Genomic DNA, 16595 nt, shown 5'->3' on the forward strand with positions numbered 1-16595 from the left:
CCGCCCGCTGATCCCGGACCAAAGGAACCTTCACCATGGACTTTCACCGCAGCGAGCAGACCGCCGACCTGGCCGGACTCACCCGCGACATCACCAAGAAGTTGGTCACCACCGACCGGCTCGAGGCCCTCGAGCATCGCGGCGGCGAACCCGGCGCCCACCAAGGGAGCTTTGATCGCGAGTTGTGGACCCAACTCGCCACCTCCGGGCTTCTTGCTCTCGAACTCGACGACGATCTGACCGTGCTCGACAATCTGGCGATAGCGGAGGAATTGGGCCGGGCGTTGGCACTCGTCCCGTTTGGGCCGTCGGCCTTCACCGCGGTCCCGGCCATCGCCCTGTTCGGCACCGAGGTGGTCAAGGCGCGCTGGATCGAGGGTTTGTCGGACGGCACCGCGATCGTCACCGTCGGTCTCGACGAAGATCTGGCGGACGATCCGCTGGCGCCGGTGGCATCGGCGACGCCCACTGATGACGGGTGGGTCCTGGCAGGCGCAAAACTGAATGTGCCGTATGCCGAGTACGCCGACGCCATCATCGTGAATGTCGCCGGACCACAGGGTGCGGCAGTGTTCATCGTGCCCACCGATCGGGACGGCCTCACCATCACCCCGGCCTTGACGACGGGTCAGGGACCCGGCGCGTTTGTCGAACTCGACGGCGTCCGCGTCACCACCGACGACCAGCTCGGCGAAGCAGGCACCGCGGTGATCGACTTTCTCCGCGATCGGATGACCCTCGCTTTGTGCGGCGAACAGACCGGTATTCTCGAGCGCGCGCTGGAGCTTACCGCCGAATACGGCCGGGACCGTGAACAATTCGACCGCAAGATCGGATCGTTCCAGGCGGTTGCACAACGACTTGCCGACGCCTACATCGACGTGCGGGGCCTGCGTCTGACCACCCTGCAGGCCGCCTGGCTCCTGTCCGAAGGCCTCGAGGCAGCCAAAGAACTGGCGACCGCGAAATTCTGGGCGGCTGATGCAGGCCACCGCGTCGCGCACACCGCCGTCCACATCCACGGTGGTGTGGGTATCGACGTCGATCATCCCGTGCACCGATACTTCCTGCGCGCCAAGCAGAACGAGTTCAATCTGGGGTCGGCGCCAGTACAGCTACGTCGGATCGGTTCGGCACTTGCCAGCGAACCCGCCTGAGGCCATGACCATCCCGGATCAGATCGCACCGGCTCCGGGTACGGTCGGCGCACTCCTGGCACCGTTGACCGACTCTGTCGACTCCGGCCTCTACTTCGAAGACGAGTTCGTCTGTTGGCGTGATCATCTGAGATTGTCGGCGACTCGGGCAGCCGCGCTGGGCGGTCTGATCGACGCCGACCGCCCGCCGCACGTGGCCCTGCTCCTCGAGAACATTCCCGAGTTCAGTTACCTACTCGGAGCCGCCGTCCTCGGAGAGCTTGTCGTGGTCGGACTGAACCCGACGCGCCGTGGATCGGCCCTGGCGGCCGACATCGCCACCGCCGACTGCCAGGTCGTGATCGTCGAGAACTCGACGGCGCACCTGGTCGATGACCTCGTCACACGGAATGTGCTGGTGCTCAACGTCGAGGATTCACAGTGGGAACAGCTACTCGCCCCGCACCAGGGCACCGAGCCCCGCTTCCGAACCGGCGATCCCGAAGCACTGCTGATGCTGATCTTCACCTCCGGCACGAGCGGCGACCCGAAAGCTGTGCAGTGCAGCCACCGGAAGCTGGCGGCCAGCGGCGTGATGCTCTCGAAGCGGTTCGGGTTGGGCACCGAAGATGTTGCCTACCTGTCGATGCCGCTGTTCCATTCGAACGCGATCATCGCCGGCTGGATGGTGGCGGTCGCCGGGGGTTCATCGGTTGCGTTGCGGCGCAAGTTCTCGGCAGGTGCCTTCTTCGACGATATCCGCCGATTCCGCGCGACCTACGCGAACTATGTCGGCAAACCGTTGTCGTACGTGCTGGCCACCCCGGCCCGGCCCGACGACGCCGACAATCCGCTCCGGATCCTGTACGGCAACGAAGCCTCCGCGGCCGACATCGTCGCCACCACAGCACGTTTTGATGTTCGGGTGGTCGACGGTTTCGGTTCCACCGAGGGTGGGGTCGCCATCACCCGCACCACCGATACGCCACCGGAGGCCCTCGGCCCACTGGTCGCGCCGAATCAGGTGCGCAACCCCGACACGGGCAAGGTCTGTGCCGTCGCCCGCTTCGACGCGTCGGGACGGCTCACCAACGCCGACGAAGCCGTTGGTGAAATCGTCAACAGCTCAGGCGGCGGACTGTTCACCGGCTACTACCGCAATCCGGCCGCTGATGCCGAACGGATGCGCGACGGTATCTACCACACCGGTGACCTCGGTTACGTCGACGAAGACGGATACGTGTATTTCGCCGGGCGCCTGGGTGATTGGGTTCGGGTGGACGGAGAGAACATGGGCACCGGACCCATCGAACGGGTGCTTCTGCGACATCCGTCGATCACCATGGCCGCGGTCTACGGTGTCCGGGCCGAGATCGGAGACGAACTCGCTGCGGCGCTTGTCGCCCCCGGCCTTAGCGCCGATCAGCTCACGGATTTCCTGTCCGCACAACCGGATCTGGGTCCCAAGCAGTGGCCCAGTCGAATTCACGTGGTCGACGACCTCCCCCGGACCGACACCTTCAAGATCCTCAAACGCAACCTTGCCGCGGACACCAGCGCACCCACCTGGATTCGCCCCGACCGGACCCTCGGATACGTTCCCGCTCCCCGATGATGTGCCCTTCTGGCGAACAAAAGCCCAGGTGGGCGCCGCCAGAAGGGCACATCATCGGGTCTGGGGGTCAGCTGCGGTTGACCCGGTCGAGGTATTTGGCCCGCTCGGTCTCGTCGAACTCCATGAACATGGTGTCGAAGCCGAAGTACTTGCCGTAGAGGTTCTTCATGAACCGCGGCGTCACCATCCAGCCGAGGACGGACATGCTCTGACGCGGGATCACCACCCGGTCCCGGTTGGTCTCGATACTCCGAACGATCTCCCGCGCAACATCATCGGGCTCGATGGGCGGCATCATCTTGGTGGTCTGCAGGCCGTCGATGAGCCCGGTCTTGGTGAAGTTGGGCATCACCGCGAGCACCCGGACACCGCGAGAGCTCAATTCGCCATCCAATGCCTCGGAGAACGCGATCACGCCGGCCTTGGCCGCGCTGTAGATACTCAGTCCAGGAAGGGGTACGAGTCCGGCAACCGAGGAGACGTTCAGGATCTGGCCCGAACCCCGCGCCACCATGCGACGGGCGGCCAGTCGCGTGCCCCGCACCACCGCGAGCAGATCGATTTCGAAGTTTCGGGTGATCACCGCGTCGGAGAAGTCGAGGAACGGCCCGGTCGGCATGATGCCGGCGTTGTTGATCAGCACGTCGAACGTGCCGAACTCGGCGTCGACCCGATCGAGGAAGGCGGCAAACGATTCATCGCTGGTGACGTCGAGGGGGTAACCCTCGCATCCGAGGTTGGCCGCGGCCTTGGCGACAACTTCTTCGTCGATGTCGCCGAGTACCACCTTGGCACCCTTTGCCTGTAGCTCTGCGGCGGTGGCGAGCCCGATTCCGCGCGCACCACCGGTGATCACAACCACCTTGTTCTGCAACGACACTGCAGCACCCTTACGGCTCCGCACCACCGCTCGCAGACTTCCCGACTTCCCCATCTGATCCCTCACTTCATCTGTTCGCGGCCACGATCGATGACCTTGTCCCGCGCCTGTTCGACGGAGGCCGGATCAAACGTGGACATCCAGGCGGCGGAATGTGTTGCCTCGGTGTCCAATACGGGCCCCAGTACGTGTTGCTGCGCTTCGCGGTAGGAGGCGAGCAGCGCCGCGACGGCCGGGGTGTTGTTTCCGGCGATGTCGGCGGCCAGAGCCATCGCGGTCGGCATCAGGGCGTCATGCGCGACGACCTGGGTGACCAGGCCCACCTCCAGGGCCTTCCTGGCGTCGATGAAGTTGCCGGTCAGGCTCATTCGACGGGCGAAACCCCAGCCGACCGCGGCCGATAAACGGCCGGTCAGACCCCACGCCGGCACCATCCCGACCCTGGCGTGTGTATCGGCAAAACGAGCCAGGTCGGAGGCGATCAGGAAATCGCAGGCCAGCGCCAGTTCGAGTCCGCCGGTGACCGCGGCGCCGTTGATCGCGCCGATGATCGGCTTACGGAGTGGAATCCACGGGTAACCGGTGGGCGCACCGGGGACGTTGACGTCATCCCAGCCGCCCTCTGATCCCAGTGCCTTCAAGTCGACACCCGCAGAGAAGGCCGGATCAGAGCCGGTGAGAACCACCGCACCAACGGACTCGTCCGCATCGGCGGCGGCCAGGGCGGAGCGCAGCGATCTGACCACTTCTCCGGTCAGGGCATTGCGCGCCTCCGGGCGATTGAGCGTCACCACCACCACGGTTCCGCCTGACTCGGTGTCGACCCGCGCCGTGAGCACCACGTTCGCATCATGCTCGGCCATGCCCCCACCTCCTGCCCTGAGAATTTGCTCGACGGCTGTGACCATATCTGATCACAGCCGTCGGCAAAATGGTCCTGCGCTCGACTAGCGGGCCTTCTGCATCCGATCCACGGCCACGTCATACTCGCTGACCAGGTCGTCGATCAGGTCAGCCGTGGGGGTGATCGCGTTCATCCGCCCGACGATCTGTCCGGCAGGCATCGCCACGACACCGGGGTCGTCGGCGGCCGAGATCCGCGCGTGGGCTTCGGCGACCAGGATGTTCTGCAACGGCATCGGCAACGCCTCCGGTGCGTCGGCGGCGTCCCAGGCGTCGGTCCACTTGGTCTTGAGCAGGCGGGCGGGCTTACCGGAGTAGATCCGCCTGCGCACGGTGTCCTTCGAGGTGGCGTTCAGGATCGCCTGTTGGATGACCGACGGACCCGCACCGCGTACACCGAGCTGGTATTCGGCTGCGGTGAGCCAGTAGGTTCCCATCCACACACCGCTGGTGCCCATGGCCAACGCGGCAGCGATCTGACGACCGCTACCGACCCCTCCGGCCGCGAGCACATGTGCCGAGTCCCCCACGGCATCAACAATTTCCGGCCACAGGATCATCGACGTGACCTCACCGGTGTGACCACCGGCCTCATAGCCCTGCGCAATCACCAGATCCACCCCGGCGGCCACATGCCGCAACGCATGCTCCTTCGCCCCGGCCAGCGCCGCGACCTTCACGCCGTGCGCGTGCACGTTGGTGATCACGTCATCGGGCGGTGAGCCCAGCGCGTTGGCGATGAGTTTGATCTGCCCGTACTTGTCGGCGTGTGTCATCGCCACATCGACGTGGGACCGCGCGACCGAATGCAGCCATCCCAGGACACCGGCGTTGACGCGGTCACCGTCGGGCAGCGGCGGTACACCGAGGTCATCGAGGGTGCGCTCGACGAATGCGCGGTGCTCCGGCGGGATCATCGCGTCGAGGTCGATCTGCGAACCCTCGGTAGGGATCTTGGCGGGCATCACCACGTCGACACCAAACGGTTTGCCGTCGGTGTTCTCGCGCATCCAGTCGAGGGTGGCGTCGAGTTCCTCCGCCTCGTTGAACCGCACGCAGCCCAGCACACCGAGACCACCGGCCCGGCTGATCGCCGCGGCCACATGCTCGGACGGGGTGAACCCGAATATCGGGTATTGGATTCCGAACTCGTCGGACAGTGAAGTACGCACTGCGTCAGGCCTTTCGTGAGCTGGTTGTCAGATTTTCGTCGGCAGACCGGGATTCGGCGATCTCCGCCGCCCAGCGATAGTTGGGCTTACCGGCCGGGGAACGTTTGATCTCGTCGACGAACCACACCGCCCGTGGGCACTTGTAGCCGGCGATATCCTGCCGGGCAACAGCATTGATCTCATCGAGCGTGGGACGCACACCGTCCCGGGTCGCGATGACCGCGGCGACCCGCTGTCCGTACCGCTCGTCGGGCACCCCGACCACTACGGTGTCGAAGATGTCCGGATGCGCCTTGAGCGCTGATTCGACCTCTTCGGGGTGGATCTTCTCGCCGCCGGAATTGATACTCACCGAACCACGTCCGAGCATCGTCACCGTGCCGTCGTCTTCGACACGCGCCTGATCTCCCGGAATGGAATACCGGACGCCGTTGTAGATCTTGAAGGTCTTGTCCGTCTTGGCCGGGTCGTTGTAGTACCGCAGCGGGATGTGCCCGGTCCGGGCCAGGATCCCGACCTCACCCTTGCCGGGCTCGATGACCGAACCGTCTTCGCGCAGAACAACTGTCGACAGGTCGGCCTTGACCCGCGGACCGCCACCACTGTGCGAGGTCTCCTTCGAGATGACACCCATCCCGGAAAAGCCGGTCTCCGATGAGCCGATGGCATCGATGATGACCGCGTTCGGGAACTTCTCGACGAACTGATCCTTGACCGAGGCCGAGAACAGCGCCGCGGACGACGCAACGGAGAACACCGAGCTGACGTCGTAGTCTTTCTGCTCCAACGCGTCGATCATCGGACGCCCCATGGCATCTCCGGTGATGAAGATGACGTTCACCTGGTGGCGCTCGACGATCTCCCACGTCTGATGGGCGCCGAACTCGGGGTAGACGATGGCCTTGCCGCCTGCGAACAACGCCTGGAACACCGCCCACTGCGATCCACCGTGGATGAACGGTGGGATCGGAAATCTCACCAGCTGTCCGCCCTGCGCCCCGGTCTTCGCGAAATGCCACTCGTCGGTGACCGCCTCGCCGGTGTACCAGTCGATACCGCCTCCGAGGACCCGGAACACGTCCTCCTGCCGCCAGACCACGCCCTTCGGATTTCCGGTGGTGCCACCGGTGTAGAGCATGTACAGGTCGTCGTCGGAGCGCGGCTCGAAGTCGCGCTCGATCCCGCCGTCGGCAACCGCCTGCTCGTAGGGGATTCCGTTCACCACCGAGATATCCAGGTCGGAGCCGTCTTCGATCACGATCACCGACCGCAATTCGGGCACCTTCGGTAACACGTTCGCCACCCTGTCGACGTACTGACGCTCGACGATGAGCGCCTTCATGTCGGAGTCGGTGAAGATGTGCTCGAGTTCGCTCTCGACGTACCTGAAGTTGACGTTGACCATCACCGCACGGGCCTTGAAGATGGCGACCATCGACTCCACGGCCTCGATGCCGTTTCTGCTGTACAACCCCACAGAATCGCCCGGAGCGACGCCGAGGTCCCGTAAGGTGTGGGCGAGCCCGTTGGCCCGCTGGTCGAGTTCGGTATAGGTCTCGCTGCGCCCGTCTGTTTCCAGCGCCACCCGGTCGCCCATCGTGTCGACGGCATGCTCGATGAGGTCGGCAATGTTGTAAGCCATACCGACAAAACTAGAACGTGTTACCGTTTGATGGCAAGGCCCGAGGAGATACAGGTCACAGACGCCCCCGCGCGTCTTGTCATGCGAGAAATCAGGAGCAAATCATGTCGGACGCTGCCCCCCATTGTCTTGTCGAGAAGCGCGGGCACACGTTGATCGTGACGATGAATCGGCCCGAGGCCCGCAACGCACTCTCGAGCGACATGCTCGCGATCATGAACTCCGCGTGGGATCAAGTCGATTCCGACCCCGATATCCGGGTCGCGATCCTCACCGGAGCCGGCGGCTATTTCTGTGCGGGCGCCGACCTGAAGAGCATGAACAAAAAGGCCCCCGGAGACTCTTTCAAAAAGGGCGGCTTCGATCCGAAGATGCTTGACGCCTTACTCAAAGGCCGCCGCCTGACCAAGCCTCTGATCGCAGCAGTGGAAGGCCCGGCCATCGCCGGTGGAACCGAGATCCTGCAGGGCACCGATATCCGTGTCGCCGGACAGAGCGCCAAATTCGGTGTGTCCGAGGCAAGGTGGGGTCTGTACCCGCTCGGCGGATCGGCAGTCCGACTGGTTCGGCAGATCCCGTACACCGTCGCCGCCGACATCTTGCTCACCGGACGCCACATCACCGCTGCCGAAGCCCTCGAATACGGCCTCATAGGGCATGTCGTCGCCGACGGCACCGCGCTCGACAAGGCCATCGAACTCGCCGATCAGATCAGCGCGAACGGCCCGATCGCGGTCCAGGCGATCCTCAAGACGATCCGGGACACCGAGGGCATGCACGAACAGGATGCATTCAAGATCGACGCCGATCAAGGCATCAAGGTCTTCATCAGCGACGACGCCAAGATCGGCCCGAAAGCCTTTGCGGAGAAGACTATCCCGGACTTCACCGGCAAGTAGCCCGGCCGGCGGCACACCGTCGAACCCCTGCTCTTCAGACCGTCTGCCCCTCAGACCGTCGGGGTGCCGTAGCAGAGGAATCCGACCACGGTCTCGACCGTCTCTTCGACGTCGAGTTCGGCGGAGTTGTCGAGCATTCGTGGCAGTACCGCGCCGAGTAGGCACGAGACCATCGCCTCGCCTGCGAACTCCACGTCGAGGTCCTCCCGTAGGTAACCGTCGGCGACGCCGTGCCGGAAGTACTGTCCACACAACTGGCTGAGTTGAACGTAACTGCCGGTCAGCAGATCGAGCGTTGCCTCGTCGATACCCGGCGCCTCCATCATCACGAACGTGAGCACGTCGGGGCGTTCGTTCACGTGGTCGACCAGCCTGCGGACCAATGACCCCATCGCGTCGACGAACTCGGCCTCATCACGTGGGCGCGGACGGTGCAACTCGGCAATCGCGGTGAGCTCGGCGAGTTCCCGGGCCAGGACTGCATCGAGCGCATCCCGCTTGTTGTCGAAGTAGTTGTAGAACGTGCCGTGACTGCAGCCGATCCGGGCAACTATCTCGGCGACTCCCACGTCGCTGTAACCGTTTTCGATGAACGTTCGCAGGGCGGCGTCGAGCAGTTGGCCTCGACGAAGCCGGGTCCGCCTGGTGTCCGGGCGAACTGTCGGTTGGACCATCACTTCCCATCCATGGTCGGCGGGCGCTTCATCATTCCGTGGAAGGCCAGGTCGGCGGCTCCGCTGACATACCGCTCACGCTTGCCTGCGTCGTCGTCCGCCCGCAGCGACATGACCAGACCGGGCAGCGCCAACATCATCAACAGCCGGGCAACGATCTGCCGCTGCGGCATCGTCAGGACGAACCACTCATTCTCGACAGCTCGCGTCAGCGCCTTGACCACCAGAGAATTGATCATGTATTCGAGTCCGACGACCCGCGCCTTGAGTTCTTTGTCGATTGCGCTGGCCTGCACCCCGATCAGCTTGAGCATCGCCGGATCGTCTTCGATCATCCGGTGGAGCCGATCGCCGATGACCCTGATGTGCAGCGCCATGTCTTGCGCCGTTTGCGCCTCGGCCGCGAGTAACTCGTTGGGATCAACGGTTGCGAATATCCGCTCCACGGACCAGTCGAAGACCATGTCCAGCAGCTCTCGCTTGCTGTTGACGTAGCGGTAGACGGTGCCCTGGCCAATACCTGCGCGTTGCGCTATCTCCGCGATACTCGTTCCGTCATAACCTCTTTCAGTGAGCACGGCATAGGCCGCCTCGACGATCTGGTTACGACGGTGATCGGCAAGACCCTCGACTTTGGGGCGTCCGCGGCGTCGGCGCACGGGAACGTCAGATGTCATTGCCCGACGGTTACGCTTTCAAGACACGGCTGGCGAGAAATCCGATGTACCCGATCAATCCCACGTAGCCGATCTTGCGGGTCCGCTTGTTCGCAATCGCCAGACCGACGAGGGTCTCGGTTGCCCCGTTGGAATACGTCCACTGGGTCGTGTTCTCCGGGAAGGCCGCCTTGGTGATCGGTTCGAACACCTGCGGACTGATGAAGTGCGCCAACCCGGTTGCGGCAAGGCCGAGCCCGGCCACACGCGGTAGGACCGCATCCCGCGATCCGGTGTCGCCATCTTGATCGGGGCCCTGTGATGATCGGGCCGCCGACAGACCGGCACCAGCGGATTTCTTCAACACTCGCGCGAGCACGATTGTCATTCGTTGCCTTTCGTTGTTTCAACACTATCGAAGCCTTTACCCAGGGCAAGCGTTCTCTGAACATCACCGGGTCACGTCATCGACCCCGCGCCCACGCCCCACTCCGCCGACATGGCGCCAACTCTCGATTGCGGTGCCCATCGGCGTCGCCGCTGCGGCATCGTCGTAGATCCACTCACGGACGATCGAACCCCACGGAGCCGTCGCCTCCAGGCGGCCGAGTAGTTCGCACACACTGAGCTCCGTCCGCCGCGAGAACACATGCGTCTCGGCCAGGTCCTGACGCCGGATCTGTCGATAGTGCCCGGACCCGGGCAGCACCGCGCAGGCGAATGCGAACCTCGCGACCTCCCCGGTCACCGTCGACCGATCCGGCGACAGATGCCATCCGGCCACCTTGCGCGTGTACTGGGCGACCTGTCCCATCGACATCGCGTTCTCGTCCTGGATGAAGCCCGCCTCGATCGCCAACCGATAGACGTCCTCGTCACGACCCTCGAGCAGCGCGCGGAACGCATTGCGCTGCAGCACGATATCTGACTCCGCCATCGACAGATAAAGTCCGAAGTCCAGGAAGCCGACCTTGCCGTCCGGCATCACCAGCACATTCCCCGGATGGGGGTCGGCGCAGAACTCGCCGCGCTCGTAGACGCCACCACAGTAGAAGCGGTACACCGCTTCACCGATCCGGTCCCGCTCCTCCGCCGGGAGTGCGCAGGCCGCGGTGAACGGCATCCCGTCCAGATATTCGGTGACGAGAACCTGATCGGTACTGAACTCGGCATACGGCCGCGGAATGGTCCAGACCGGATGGTCGAGGTAAAAATCGTGGACGCGTTGATGATTGACGAGTTCGGTGTCATAGTCCAGCTCCGCGAGCATCTGCCGGGAGACCTCTGCCACCACGTCGTCGAGGTTGGCGCCGGGTATCCTGCTTCGCCCCATCCTCACCACTAGCGCAAGATTCTTCAGGTCCGCCCGGACCGCCGATTTCACGTGGGGATATTGAACTTTCACGGCAACCCGCTCGCCGTCCAGCGTCGCCAGATAGACCTGGCCGATGGATGCTGCAGCTATCGGTGTCTGTTCGATGTCCAGGCGCGCCATCCGAGCCGGCCCCAGCGAGGATTCCAGGACCGCCATCATCGCCGCGTTGTCGACGGCCGGCGCGCGGTCGAACAGCGGGGCGAGTCGGGCTCTGAACTCCTCCCTGGTCGCCTCCGAGCTCACGCCCAGGTCGAACATCGCCAGCATCTGGCCGAGCTTGAGGGCCGCGCCCTTCATACTCCCGACGACGGCGACCAGCTCGTCGACAAAACGAAGTATCTGTTCATCCTGCTTGCGTGCCTTCGCGTCTGCATCGGCCGATGAACCGATCAGGTTGCCGGTCGCCGTGCGGACTGCGTGACCGGCAACCACCCGGCCGATCTTCTGACCTCTCCCCAGACGGGCGCCGATCTGTCGTGCCGATCCGCCTGCTGTGGGCGGCTTGGCGTCTGCGGGCGAGTCCGGCACGTTCGGGACTCTACGCACCGCCGACCCAGATCGTCGGCGACTTCGACACGCCGATCAGATTTAGAACATGTTCTCCTCAGATGAGGCGACCGAGCCTGGCGATCTGATCGGGATCGCGGTTGGTCACCATCAACATGCTGACCCCGGCCTGTTCCCACCTCTTGATCTGGCGCCGCACCTCGTCCTCGTCGCCCACGATCATCGTCTCCAGAACCATCTCGTCGGGCACTGCCGCGACCGCCTCGTCCTTGCGCCCGGACAGGAACTTCTCACCGATCTCACGGACCACCTCGCCGTACCCCATCCGGGTGTAGACCTCGGCGTGGAAGTTCTGCTCCTTGGCCCCCATGCCACCGACATAGAGCGCGGTCGATGGGCGGTAGGCATCGATGACCGCGGGAACGTTGTCGGTGATCTCGACCTGGACGGTCGCGGCCACCTCGAACGTGTCACGGGTACGACGCGCCCCCGGCCGCGCGAAGCCTTCGGCAAGCCACGACTCATACATGTCCGACAGGCGCGGCGTGTAGTAGATCGCCAGCCAGCCATCGGCGATCTCCGCGGTCAGCGCGACGTTCTTCGGACCTTCCGCACCGAGCCAGATCGGCAGGTCAGCGCGCAGTGGATGGGTGATCGGCTTGAGTGATTTGCCGAGCCCGGTCGAGCCCGTGGCATCCGGCGGATAGGGCAACGGATAGTGCGGTCCGGTGTTGGTGACCCGCTCTTCGCGGGCCAGCACATCCCGGACCACCCGAACGTATTCACGGGTCCGCGCCAGCGGTTTGGCAAAGGGCTGGCCGTACCAGCCCTCGACGACCTGGGGCCCGGACACCCCGAGCCCGAGGATGTGACGGCCACCGGACAGATGATCGAGCGTCAGCGCTGCCATGGCCGCCGACGTCGGTGGCCGTGCCGACAGTTGAGCGATGCCGGTACCGAGCTTGATCGTCGACGTCGCAGAGCCCCACCAGGCCAGCGGCGTGAACGCATCAGACCCCCATGATTCGGCGGTGAACACGGCCTCGTAACCCGCCGCTTCGGCGGCCGCGATCAAAGCCGGCGCATCCGGGATCGGCGACGCTCCCCAGTACCCCAATTGCAGACCGAGCTTCATACCTGGCGACCTCCTGTTCGGCCTAGTCCTTGCGCGACAATCTAGAACCTGTTCTACTCGATTCTGTGAGCGTGAGCCAGATATCCGCAGGATTTGCCGCCGTAGTCGCACCGATCGAGAACCCCGACGACCCCGTTCTGTCCGCACCGTTGCACAACGCCTTCGACTACACCCGCTCGCTCGGGCCGGTCCTGGGACGTTTTGCACGCGGGCTGCTCGACGGCAAGGTCGTCGGAGGACGCAGCGCGGACGGAACCGTATACGTCCCACCGGTCGAGTTCGATCCCGTCACCCGGAGGCAGATCGACGACTTCGTCGAGGTCTCGCCCGTGGGCACCGTGACGTCATGGACCTGGATGGCGCAGCCCATCGCGGGCCAGCCATTGTCGAATCCGTTCGCGTGGGCCCTGATCCGGCTCGACGGCGCCGACACCGCCCTGCTGCACGCCGTGGCTGCAGGCGGTCCCGGCGACCTGAGTACCGGCGCCCGTGTGCATGTGGTGTGGAAGTCCGAACGCACCGGCCGCATCGACGACATCGACCACTTCGCACTCGGCGAGACCCCAGAACCAGCGTCCCCCAACACCTCCGAGCCGTCAGCTTCGGACGGTGTCATGATCACGACTCCCATCGAGTTGACCATCGACCACACTGCCTCCATCGAGGAGACCTGGTATCTGCAGGGCCTCAAGGAGGGCAAGCTCTACGGTGGACGCACCGGCCCTGGTGCGCCCGTCTACTTCCCACCTCGCGGCGCCGACCCGACCGACGGCAATCCGACCGGTGAGAGGGTCGAACTGACCGACAAGGGCGTGGTGACCACGTTCTGCATCGTCAACGTGCCGTTTCTCGGACAGCAGATCAAGCCACCGTATGTGGCGGCCTATGTCCTGCTCGACGGTTCCGACATCCCGTTCCTGCACCTGATCCTCGAAACCGAGGCCGCCGACGTGCACATGGGCATGCGGGTCGAGGCCGTGTGGCGCCCCCGTGACGAGTGGGATTACACGTTGCGCAACATCAGCCATTTCCGTCCGTCGGGTGAACCCGATGCCGACTACGACTCCTACAAGGATCATCTGTGAGCACATACCGCGACATACCACCGATCGCCGTGATCGGATTCGCGCACAGTCCCCACGTCGATGCGACGTTCGGAACCACCAACGGCGTCGAGATGCTGGTGCCGTGTTTCCAGAAGCTCTACGCCGACCTCGGGATCAGCCGGACCGACATCGACTTCTGGTGCTCGGGTTCCTCGGATTACCTTGCCGGTCGAGCCTTTTCGTTCATCTCGGCGATCGACTCGATCGGGGCCGTCCCGCCGATCAACGAATCGCACGTCGAGATGGATGCCGCCTGGGCCCTCTACGAGGCCTGGGTGAAGATCGCAACCGGCGAGGTCGACGTTGCCCTCGCCTACGGGTTCGGAAAGCCCTCGGCTTCCAACACCGATCAGGTGCTGGCGCTGCAGACCGACCCGCACACCGTCGCCCCGCTGTGGCCCGACGCCCGATCTCTCGCTGCACTGCAGGCCCGCGCCGGCCTCGACTCCGGGGCGTGGACCGAAGCCGACATGGCCGCGGTGGCCGCCCGGGGTTCCGGAGCCTCGGTGGATGAGCTGCTCAAGTCCGACTACGTCGCCGATCCCCTACGCGCCCATGATGTCTGTCGCTACACCGACGGCGCCGCCGCGATCATCCTGGCCAGCGAACATCGCGCCCGGGAACTCGTGGCGAACCCGGCCTGGATCACCGGCTGGGATCATCGCATCGACACCCCCAACTTCGGGGCCCGCGATCTGACCAAGTCTCCATCTACCAAGCTGGCCGGTGACACCGCCCTCGGCAGCAACCGCACGTTCGATGTCGCCGAGCTACACGCTCCTTACACGCACCAGGAACTGATTTTGAAGTCCGCACTTGGACTCGATGATTCGGTGATCATCAACCCGTCGGGCGGCGCACTGGCCGCCAACCCGCTGTTCTCGGCCGGGCTCGAACGCATCGGATACGCGGCAACCACGATCCTGAACGGCAATGCCGGGACCGCACTGGCCCATGCCACCAGCGGTCCACTGCTGCAACAGAACATGGTCGTCGCCCTGGCCGGCGACGCAGCCGGATCCTCGAAAGGTAAGAACTGATGGGCCGCTATCGCGCTGCGGTGCTCGGCACCGGGCAGACCAAATACGTTGCCAAACGCCATGATGTCTCGATGGCGGGGCTCTGCCGCGAAGCCATCGACAAGGCACTGGAAGATGCCCAGGTGTCGATGGATGACATCGACGCCATCGTCATCGGCAAGGCGCCAGACCTGTTCGAGGGCACGATGATGCCCGAACTCGCACTTGCCCAATCGCTGGGCGCCGAGGGCAAACGACTGATCCGCGTCCACACGGCCGGATCCGTCGGCGGTTCGACCGCCAACGTCGGGGCCTCGTTGGTCACCTCCGGTGTGCATCGCCGGGTTCTGGCCATCGCGTGGGAGAAGCAGTCGGAATCGAATGCCATGTGGGCGTTGTCGATTCCGGTGCCCTTCACCATGCCGGTCGGCGCAGGCGCGGGCGGCTTCTTCGCCCCGCACGTCCGCTCGTACATCCGAAGGTCCGGCGCGCCCGATCACATCGGAGCGATCGTCGCCGCGAAGGACCGGCAGAACGGCGCCCTCAATCCATTGGCGCATCTCCACCAGCCCGACATCACGGTCGAGAAGGTGATGAGCTCACAGATGTTGTGGGACCCCATCCGCTACGACGAGACCTGCCCGTCGTCCGACGGTGCCTGTGCAGTCGTCATCGGCGATGAGGAAACCGCAGACAACGCAGTGGCCCAGGGGATTCCGGTGGCCTGGATTCACGCCTCTGCCATGCGGACCGAACCGCTGTCGTATTCCCACCGCGACACCGTCAGCCCCCAGGCCGGCCGCGATGCGGCCGCCGCACTGTGGAAGGCAGGCGGGATCTCCAATCCGCTCGAAGAGATCGACGTCGCCGAGATCTACGTCCCCTTCTCATGGTTCGAGCCGATGTGGCTCGAGAACCTGGGCTTCACGCCCGAGGGCGAAGGCTGGAAGCTGACCGAGTCCGGCGACACGGCCATCGGCGGAAAGCTACCGGTGAATCCGTCGGGCGGCGTGTTGTCGTCGAACCCGATCGGCGCCTCCGGCATGATCCGTTTCGCCGAGGCCGCCATCCAGGTCCAGGGCAAGGCAGGTGATCACCAGGTGGGCGGCGCGCGCAAGGCACTCGGCCACGCATACGGTGGTGGTTCGCAGTACTTTTCGATGTGGCTCGTGGGCGCCGACAAGCCCACGCACTGATCATCGACCGCGACGACCGACACGAGGGAGACATCATGACGAAGGCACAGCCTGCCTACATGAACATCGACCGCGCCAACAATCCCGCGGTGGTTGCGGGCCGGCGCTCCCGCGAGTACGTGGGTTCGCGCAACAAGGACGCCTGGGTGAACCTGTTCGCCACCGACGGGATCGTGCAAGATCCCGTCGGCCCCTCGATGTTCGACGAAGAAGGCATCGGCTTCACCGGACACGACCGCATCGGTCAGTTCTGGGATATGTCGATCGGCGCCACCGAGCAGATCGAGTTCCTCTTCGATGAGGAGATCATCTGCGGAAACGAGGTGGCCTATATCGGGAAAATCGTCACCCATATCGCCGGACACGTCTCCGAAGCCCGGGGTGTGTTCACCTATCGCGCCAACTCCGACGGCAAAATCGCTGCGCTGCGGGCGTTCTGGGAAGTAGAAAAGACGATCAACTCGGTCCGTAAGGCCTAGCTGAGCCACCCGCCGACACCGCACGACTTCGCATCCGCCCCGGGCTTACCCCCGGGGCGGATGCGTTATATCGGCACCCTTTTACCCTGACCGTGCGGTCACGAAGAATAGAAAATCCTTCCGAACCAGCATTTATGAATTGAATACGCAACATACGAATTAGCATCGCTAACCTATACATTTCACCGAAAGTGAACTTAT

The 16595-nt window shown here is 64.3% G+C and carries 16 protein-coding genes; 7 read left to right on the plus strand and 9 right to left on the minus strand.

What is annotated here, in order from left to right:
* Window positions 1–35: 35 nt before the first annotated feature.
* Both AC1TQG_RS05075 and AC1TQG_RS05080 read left to right on the plus strand, forming a co-directional pair.
* Window positions 36–1157, plus strand: coding sequence for an acyl-CoA dehydrogenase family protein (locus AC1TQG_RS05075; protein ID WP_482135838.1), 1122 nt, complete (start codon window positions 36–38; stop codon window positions 1155–1157).
* Window positions 1158–1161: 4 nt separating this feature from the next.
* Window positions 1162–2751: a long-chain-fatty-acid--CoA ligase gene (locus tag AC1TQG_RS05080; protein ID WP_482135839.1), complete on the plus strand. Its 1590-nt coding sequence runs from the start codon at window positions 1162–1164 to the stop codon at window positions 2749–2751.
* 67 nt (window positions 2752–2818) lie between these two features.
* Here the strand turns inward: AC1TQG_RS05080 and AC1TQG_RS05085 are convergent, their stop codons facing one another.
* The 4 genes from AC1TQG_RS05085 to AC1TQG_RS05100 all read right to left on the minus strand — a co-directional run bounded on the left by AC1TQG_RS05085 (window position 2819) and on the right by AC1TQG_RS05100 (window position 7348).
* Window positions 2819–3685 (minus strand): SDR family oxidoreductase, encoded by an 867-nt coding sequence (locus tag AC1TQG_RS05085; protein ID WP_482135840.1) that lies wholly within the window; start codon window positions 3683–3685, stop codon window positions 2819–2821.
* A gap of 8 nt (window positions 3686–3693) precedes the next feature.
* Complete coding sequence (locus tag AC1TQG_RS05090; RefSeq protein WP_482135841.1) at window positions 3694–4494, minus strand: enoyl-CoA hydratase; 801 nt, start codon at window positions 4492–4494, stop codon at window positions 3694–3696.
* A gap of 84 nt (window positions 4495–4578) precedes the next feature.
* Window positions 4579–5706 carry an NAD(P)H-dependent flavin oxidoreductase gene (locus AC1TQG_RS05095; RefSeq protein WP_482135842.1) on the minus strand — a complete coding sequence of 376 codons (1128 nt, stop codon included), beginning with the start codon at window positions 5704–5706 and terminating at the stop codon, window positions 4579–4581.
* 4 nt (window positions 5707–5710) lie between these two features.
* Window positions 5711–7348, minus strand: a complete 1638-nt coding sequence (locus AC1TQG_RS05100) for an acyl-CoA synthetase (RefSeq protein ID WP_482135843.1) — start codon at window positions 7346–7348, stop codon at window positions 5711–5713.
* A gap of 104 nt (window positions 7349–7452) precedes the next feature.
* On the opposite strand from AC1TQG_RS05100, the gene AC1TQG_RS05105 reads away from it, so the two are divergent.
* A complete protein-coding gene (locus AC1TQG_RS05105; RefSeq protein ID WP_482135844.1) occupies window positions 7453–8247 on the plus strand; it encodes a crotonase/enoyl-CoA hydratase family protein in 795 nt (264 codons plus the stop codon).
* Between the two features lie 50 nt (window positions 8248–8297).
* Here AC1TQG_RS05105 and AC1TQG_RS05110 read toward each other — a convergent pair whose 3' ends face one another.
* From AC1TQG_RS05110 to AC1TQG_RS05130, 5 genes are all read right to left on the minus strand, one after another.
* Entirely contained in the window at window positions 8298–8921 is a 624-nt protein-coding gene (locus tag AC1TQG_RS05110; RefSeq protein ID WP_482135845.1) for a TetR/AcrR family transcriptional regulator, read from the minus strand.
* Entirely contained in the window at window positions 8921–9598 is a 678-nt protein-coding gene (locus AC1TQG_RS05115; protein WP_482135846.1) for a TetR/AcrR family transcriptional regulator, read from the minus strand. The genes AC1TQG_RS05110 and AC1TQG_RS05115 overlap by 1 nt, the downstream gene beginning before the upstream one ends.
* Window positions 9599–9608: 10 nt before the next feature.
* Entirely contained in the window at window positions 9609–9965 is a 357-nt protein-coding gene (locus tag AC1TQG_RS05120) for a hypothetical protein (RefSeq protein ID WP_482135847.1), read from the minus strand.
* 63 nt (window positions 9966–10028) lie between these two features.
* Window positions 10029–11480: an ABC1 kinase family protein gene (locus tag AC1TQG_RS05125; RefSeq protein WP_482135848.1), complete on the minus strand. Its 1452-nt coding sequence runs from the start codon at window positions 11478–11480 to the stop codon at window positions 10029–10031.
* Between the two features lie 76 nt (window positions 11481–11556).
* Window positions 11557–12594 carry an LLM class F420-dependent oxidoreductase gene (locus AC1TQG_RS05130; RefSeq protein WP_482135849.1) on the minus strand — a complete coding sequence of 346 codons (1038 nt, stop codon included), beginning with the start codon at window positions 12592–12594 and terminating at the stop codon, window positions 11557–11559.
* 65 nt (window positions 12595–12659) lie between these two features.
* Here AC1TQG_RS05130 and AC1TQG_RS05135 point away from each other — a divergent pair, with 65 nt between their 5' ends.
* Genes AC1TQG_RS05135 through AC1TQG_RS05150 form a run of 4 tightly spaced genes read left to right on the plus strand, consistent with a single transcriptional unit; the run spans window position 12660 to window position 16394 of the window.
* A complete protein-coding gene (locus AC1TQG_RS05135; protein WP_482135850.1) occupies window positions 12660–13679 on the plus strand; it encodes a Zn-ribbon domain-containing OB-fold protein in 1020 nt (339 codons plus the stop codon).
* On the plus strand, window positions 13676–14740 hold the full coding sequence (locus AC1TQG_RS05140) for a thiolase domain-containing protein (protein ID WP_482135851.1): 1065 nt from the start codon (window positions 13676–13678) through the stop codon (window positions 14738–14740). The genes AC1TQG_RS05135 and AC1TQG_RS05140 overlap by 4 nt, the downstream gene beginning before the upstream one ends.
* On the plus strand, window positions 14740–15915 hold the full coding sequence (locus tag AC1TQG_RS05145; protein WP_482135852.1) for a thiolase domain-containing protein: 1176 nt from the start codon (window positions 14740–14742) through the stop codon (window positions 15913–15915). Before AC1TQG_RS05140 ends, AC1TQG_RS05145 begins: the two co-directional genes overlap by 1 nt.
* 35 nt (window positions 15916–15950) lie before the next feature.
* A complete protein-coding gene (locus tag AC1TQG_RS05150; RefSeq protein ID WP_482135853.1) occupies window positions 15951–16394 on the plus strand; it encodes a nuclear transport factor 2 family protein in 444 nt (147 codons plus the stop codon).
* The last annotated feature ends 201 nt before the right edge of the window (window positions 16395–16595 follow it).

Source organism: Williamsia sp. Y844 (genome assembly GCF_056786475.1).

Bases quoted from the DNA above. Each gene is read 5' to 3' on its own strand.
- AC1TQG_RS05075 (WP_482135838.1), top strand. From the start codon at position 36: ATGGACTTTCACCGCAGCGAGCAGACCGCCGACCTGGCCGGACTCACC.
- AC1TQG_RS05080 (WP_482135839.1), top strand. From the start codon at position 1,162: ATGACCATCCCGGATCAGATCGCACCGGCTCCGGGTACGGTCGGCGCA.
- AC1TQG_RS05085 (WP_482135840.1), bottom strand. From the start codon at position 3,685: ATGGGGAAGTCGGGAAGTCTGCGAGCGGTGGTGCGGAGCCGTAAGGGT.
- AC1TQG_RS05090 (WP_482135841.1), bottom strand. From the start codon at position 4,494: ATGGCCGAGCATGATGCGAACGTGGTGCTCACGGCGCGGGTCGACACC.
- AC1TQG_RS05100 (WP_482135843.1), bottom strand. From the start codon at position 7,348: ATGGCTTACAACATTGCCGACCTCATCGAGCATGCCGTCGACACGATG.
- AC1TQG_RS05105 (WP_482135844.1), top strand. From the start codon at position 7,453: ATGTCGGACGCTGCCCCCCATTGTCTTGTCGAGAAGCGCGGGCACACG.
- AC1TQG_RS05110 (WP_482135845.1), bottom strand. From the start codon at position 8,921: ATGGTCCAACCGACAGTTCGCCCGGACACCAGGCGGACCCGGCTTCGT.
- AC1TQG_RS05115 (WP_482135846.1), bottom strand. From the start codon at position 9,598: ATGACATCTGACGTTCCCGTGCGCCGACGCCGCGGACGCCCCAAAGTC.
- AC1TQG_RS05120 (WP_482135847.1), bottom strand. From the start codon at position 9,965: ATGACAATCGTGCTCGCGCGAGTGTTGAAGAAATCCGCTGGTGCCGGT.
- AC1TQG_RS05130 (WP_482135849.1), bottom strand. From the start codon at position 12,594: ATGAAGCTCGGTCTGCAATTGGGGTACTGGGGAGCGTCGCCGATCCCG.
- AC1TQG_RS05145 (WP_482135852.1), top strand. From the start codon at position 14,740: ATGGGCCGCTATCGCGCTGCGGTGCTCGGCACCGGGCAGACCAAATAC.
- AC1TQG_RS05150 (WP_482135853.1), top strand. From the start codon at position 15,951: ATGACGAAGGCACAGCCTGCCTACATGAACATCGACCGCGCCAACAAT.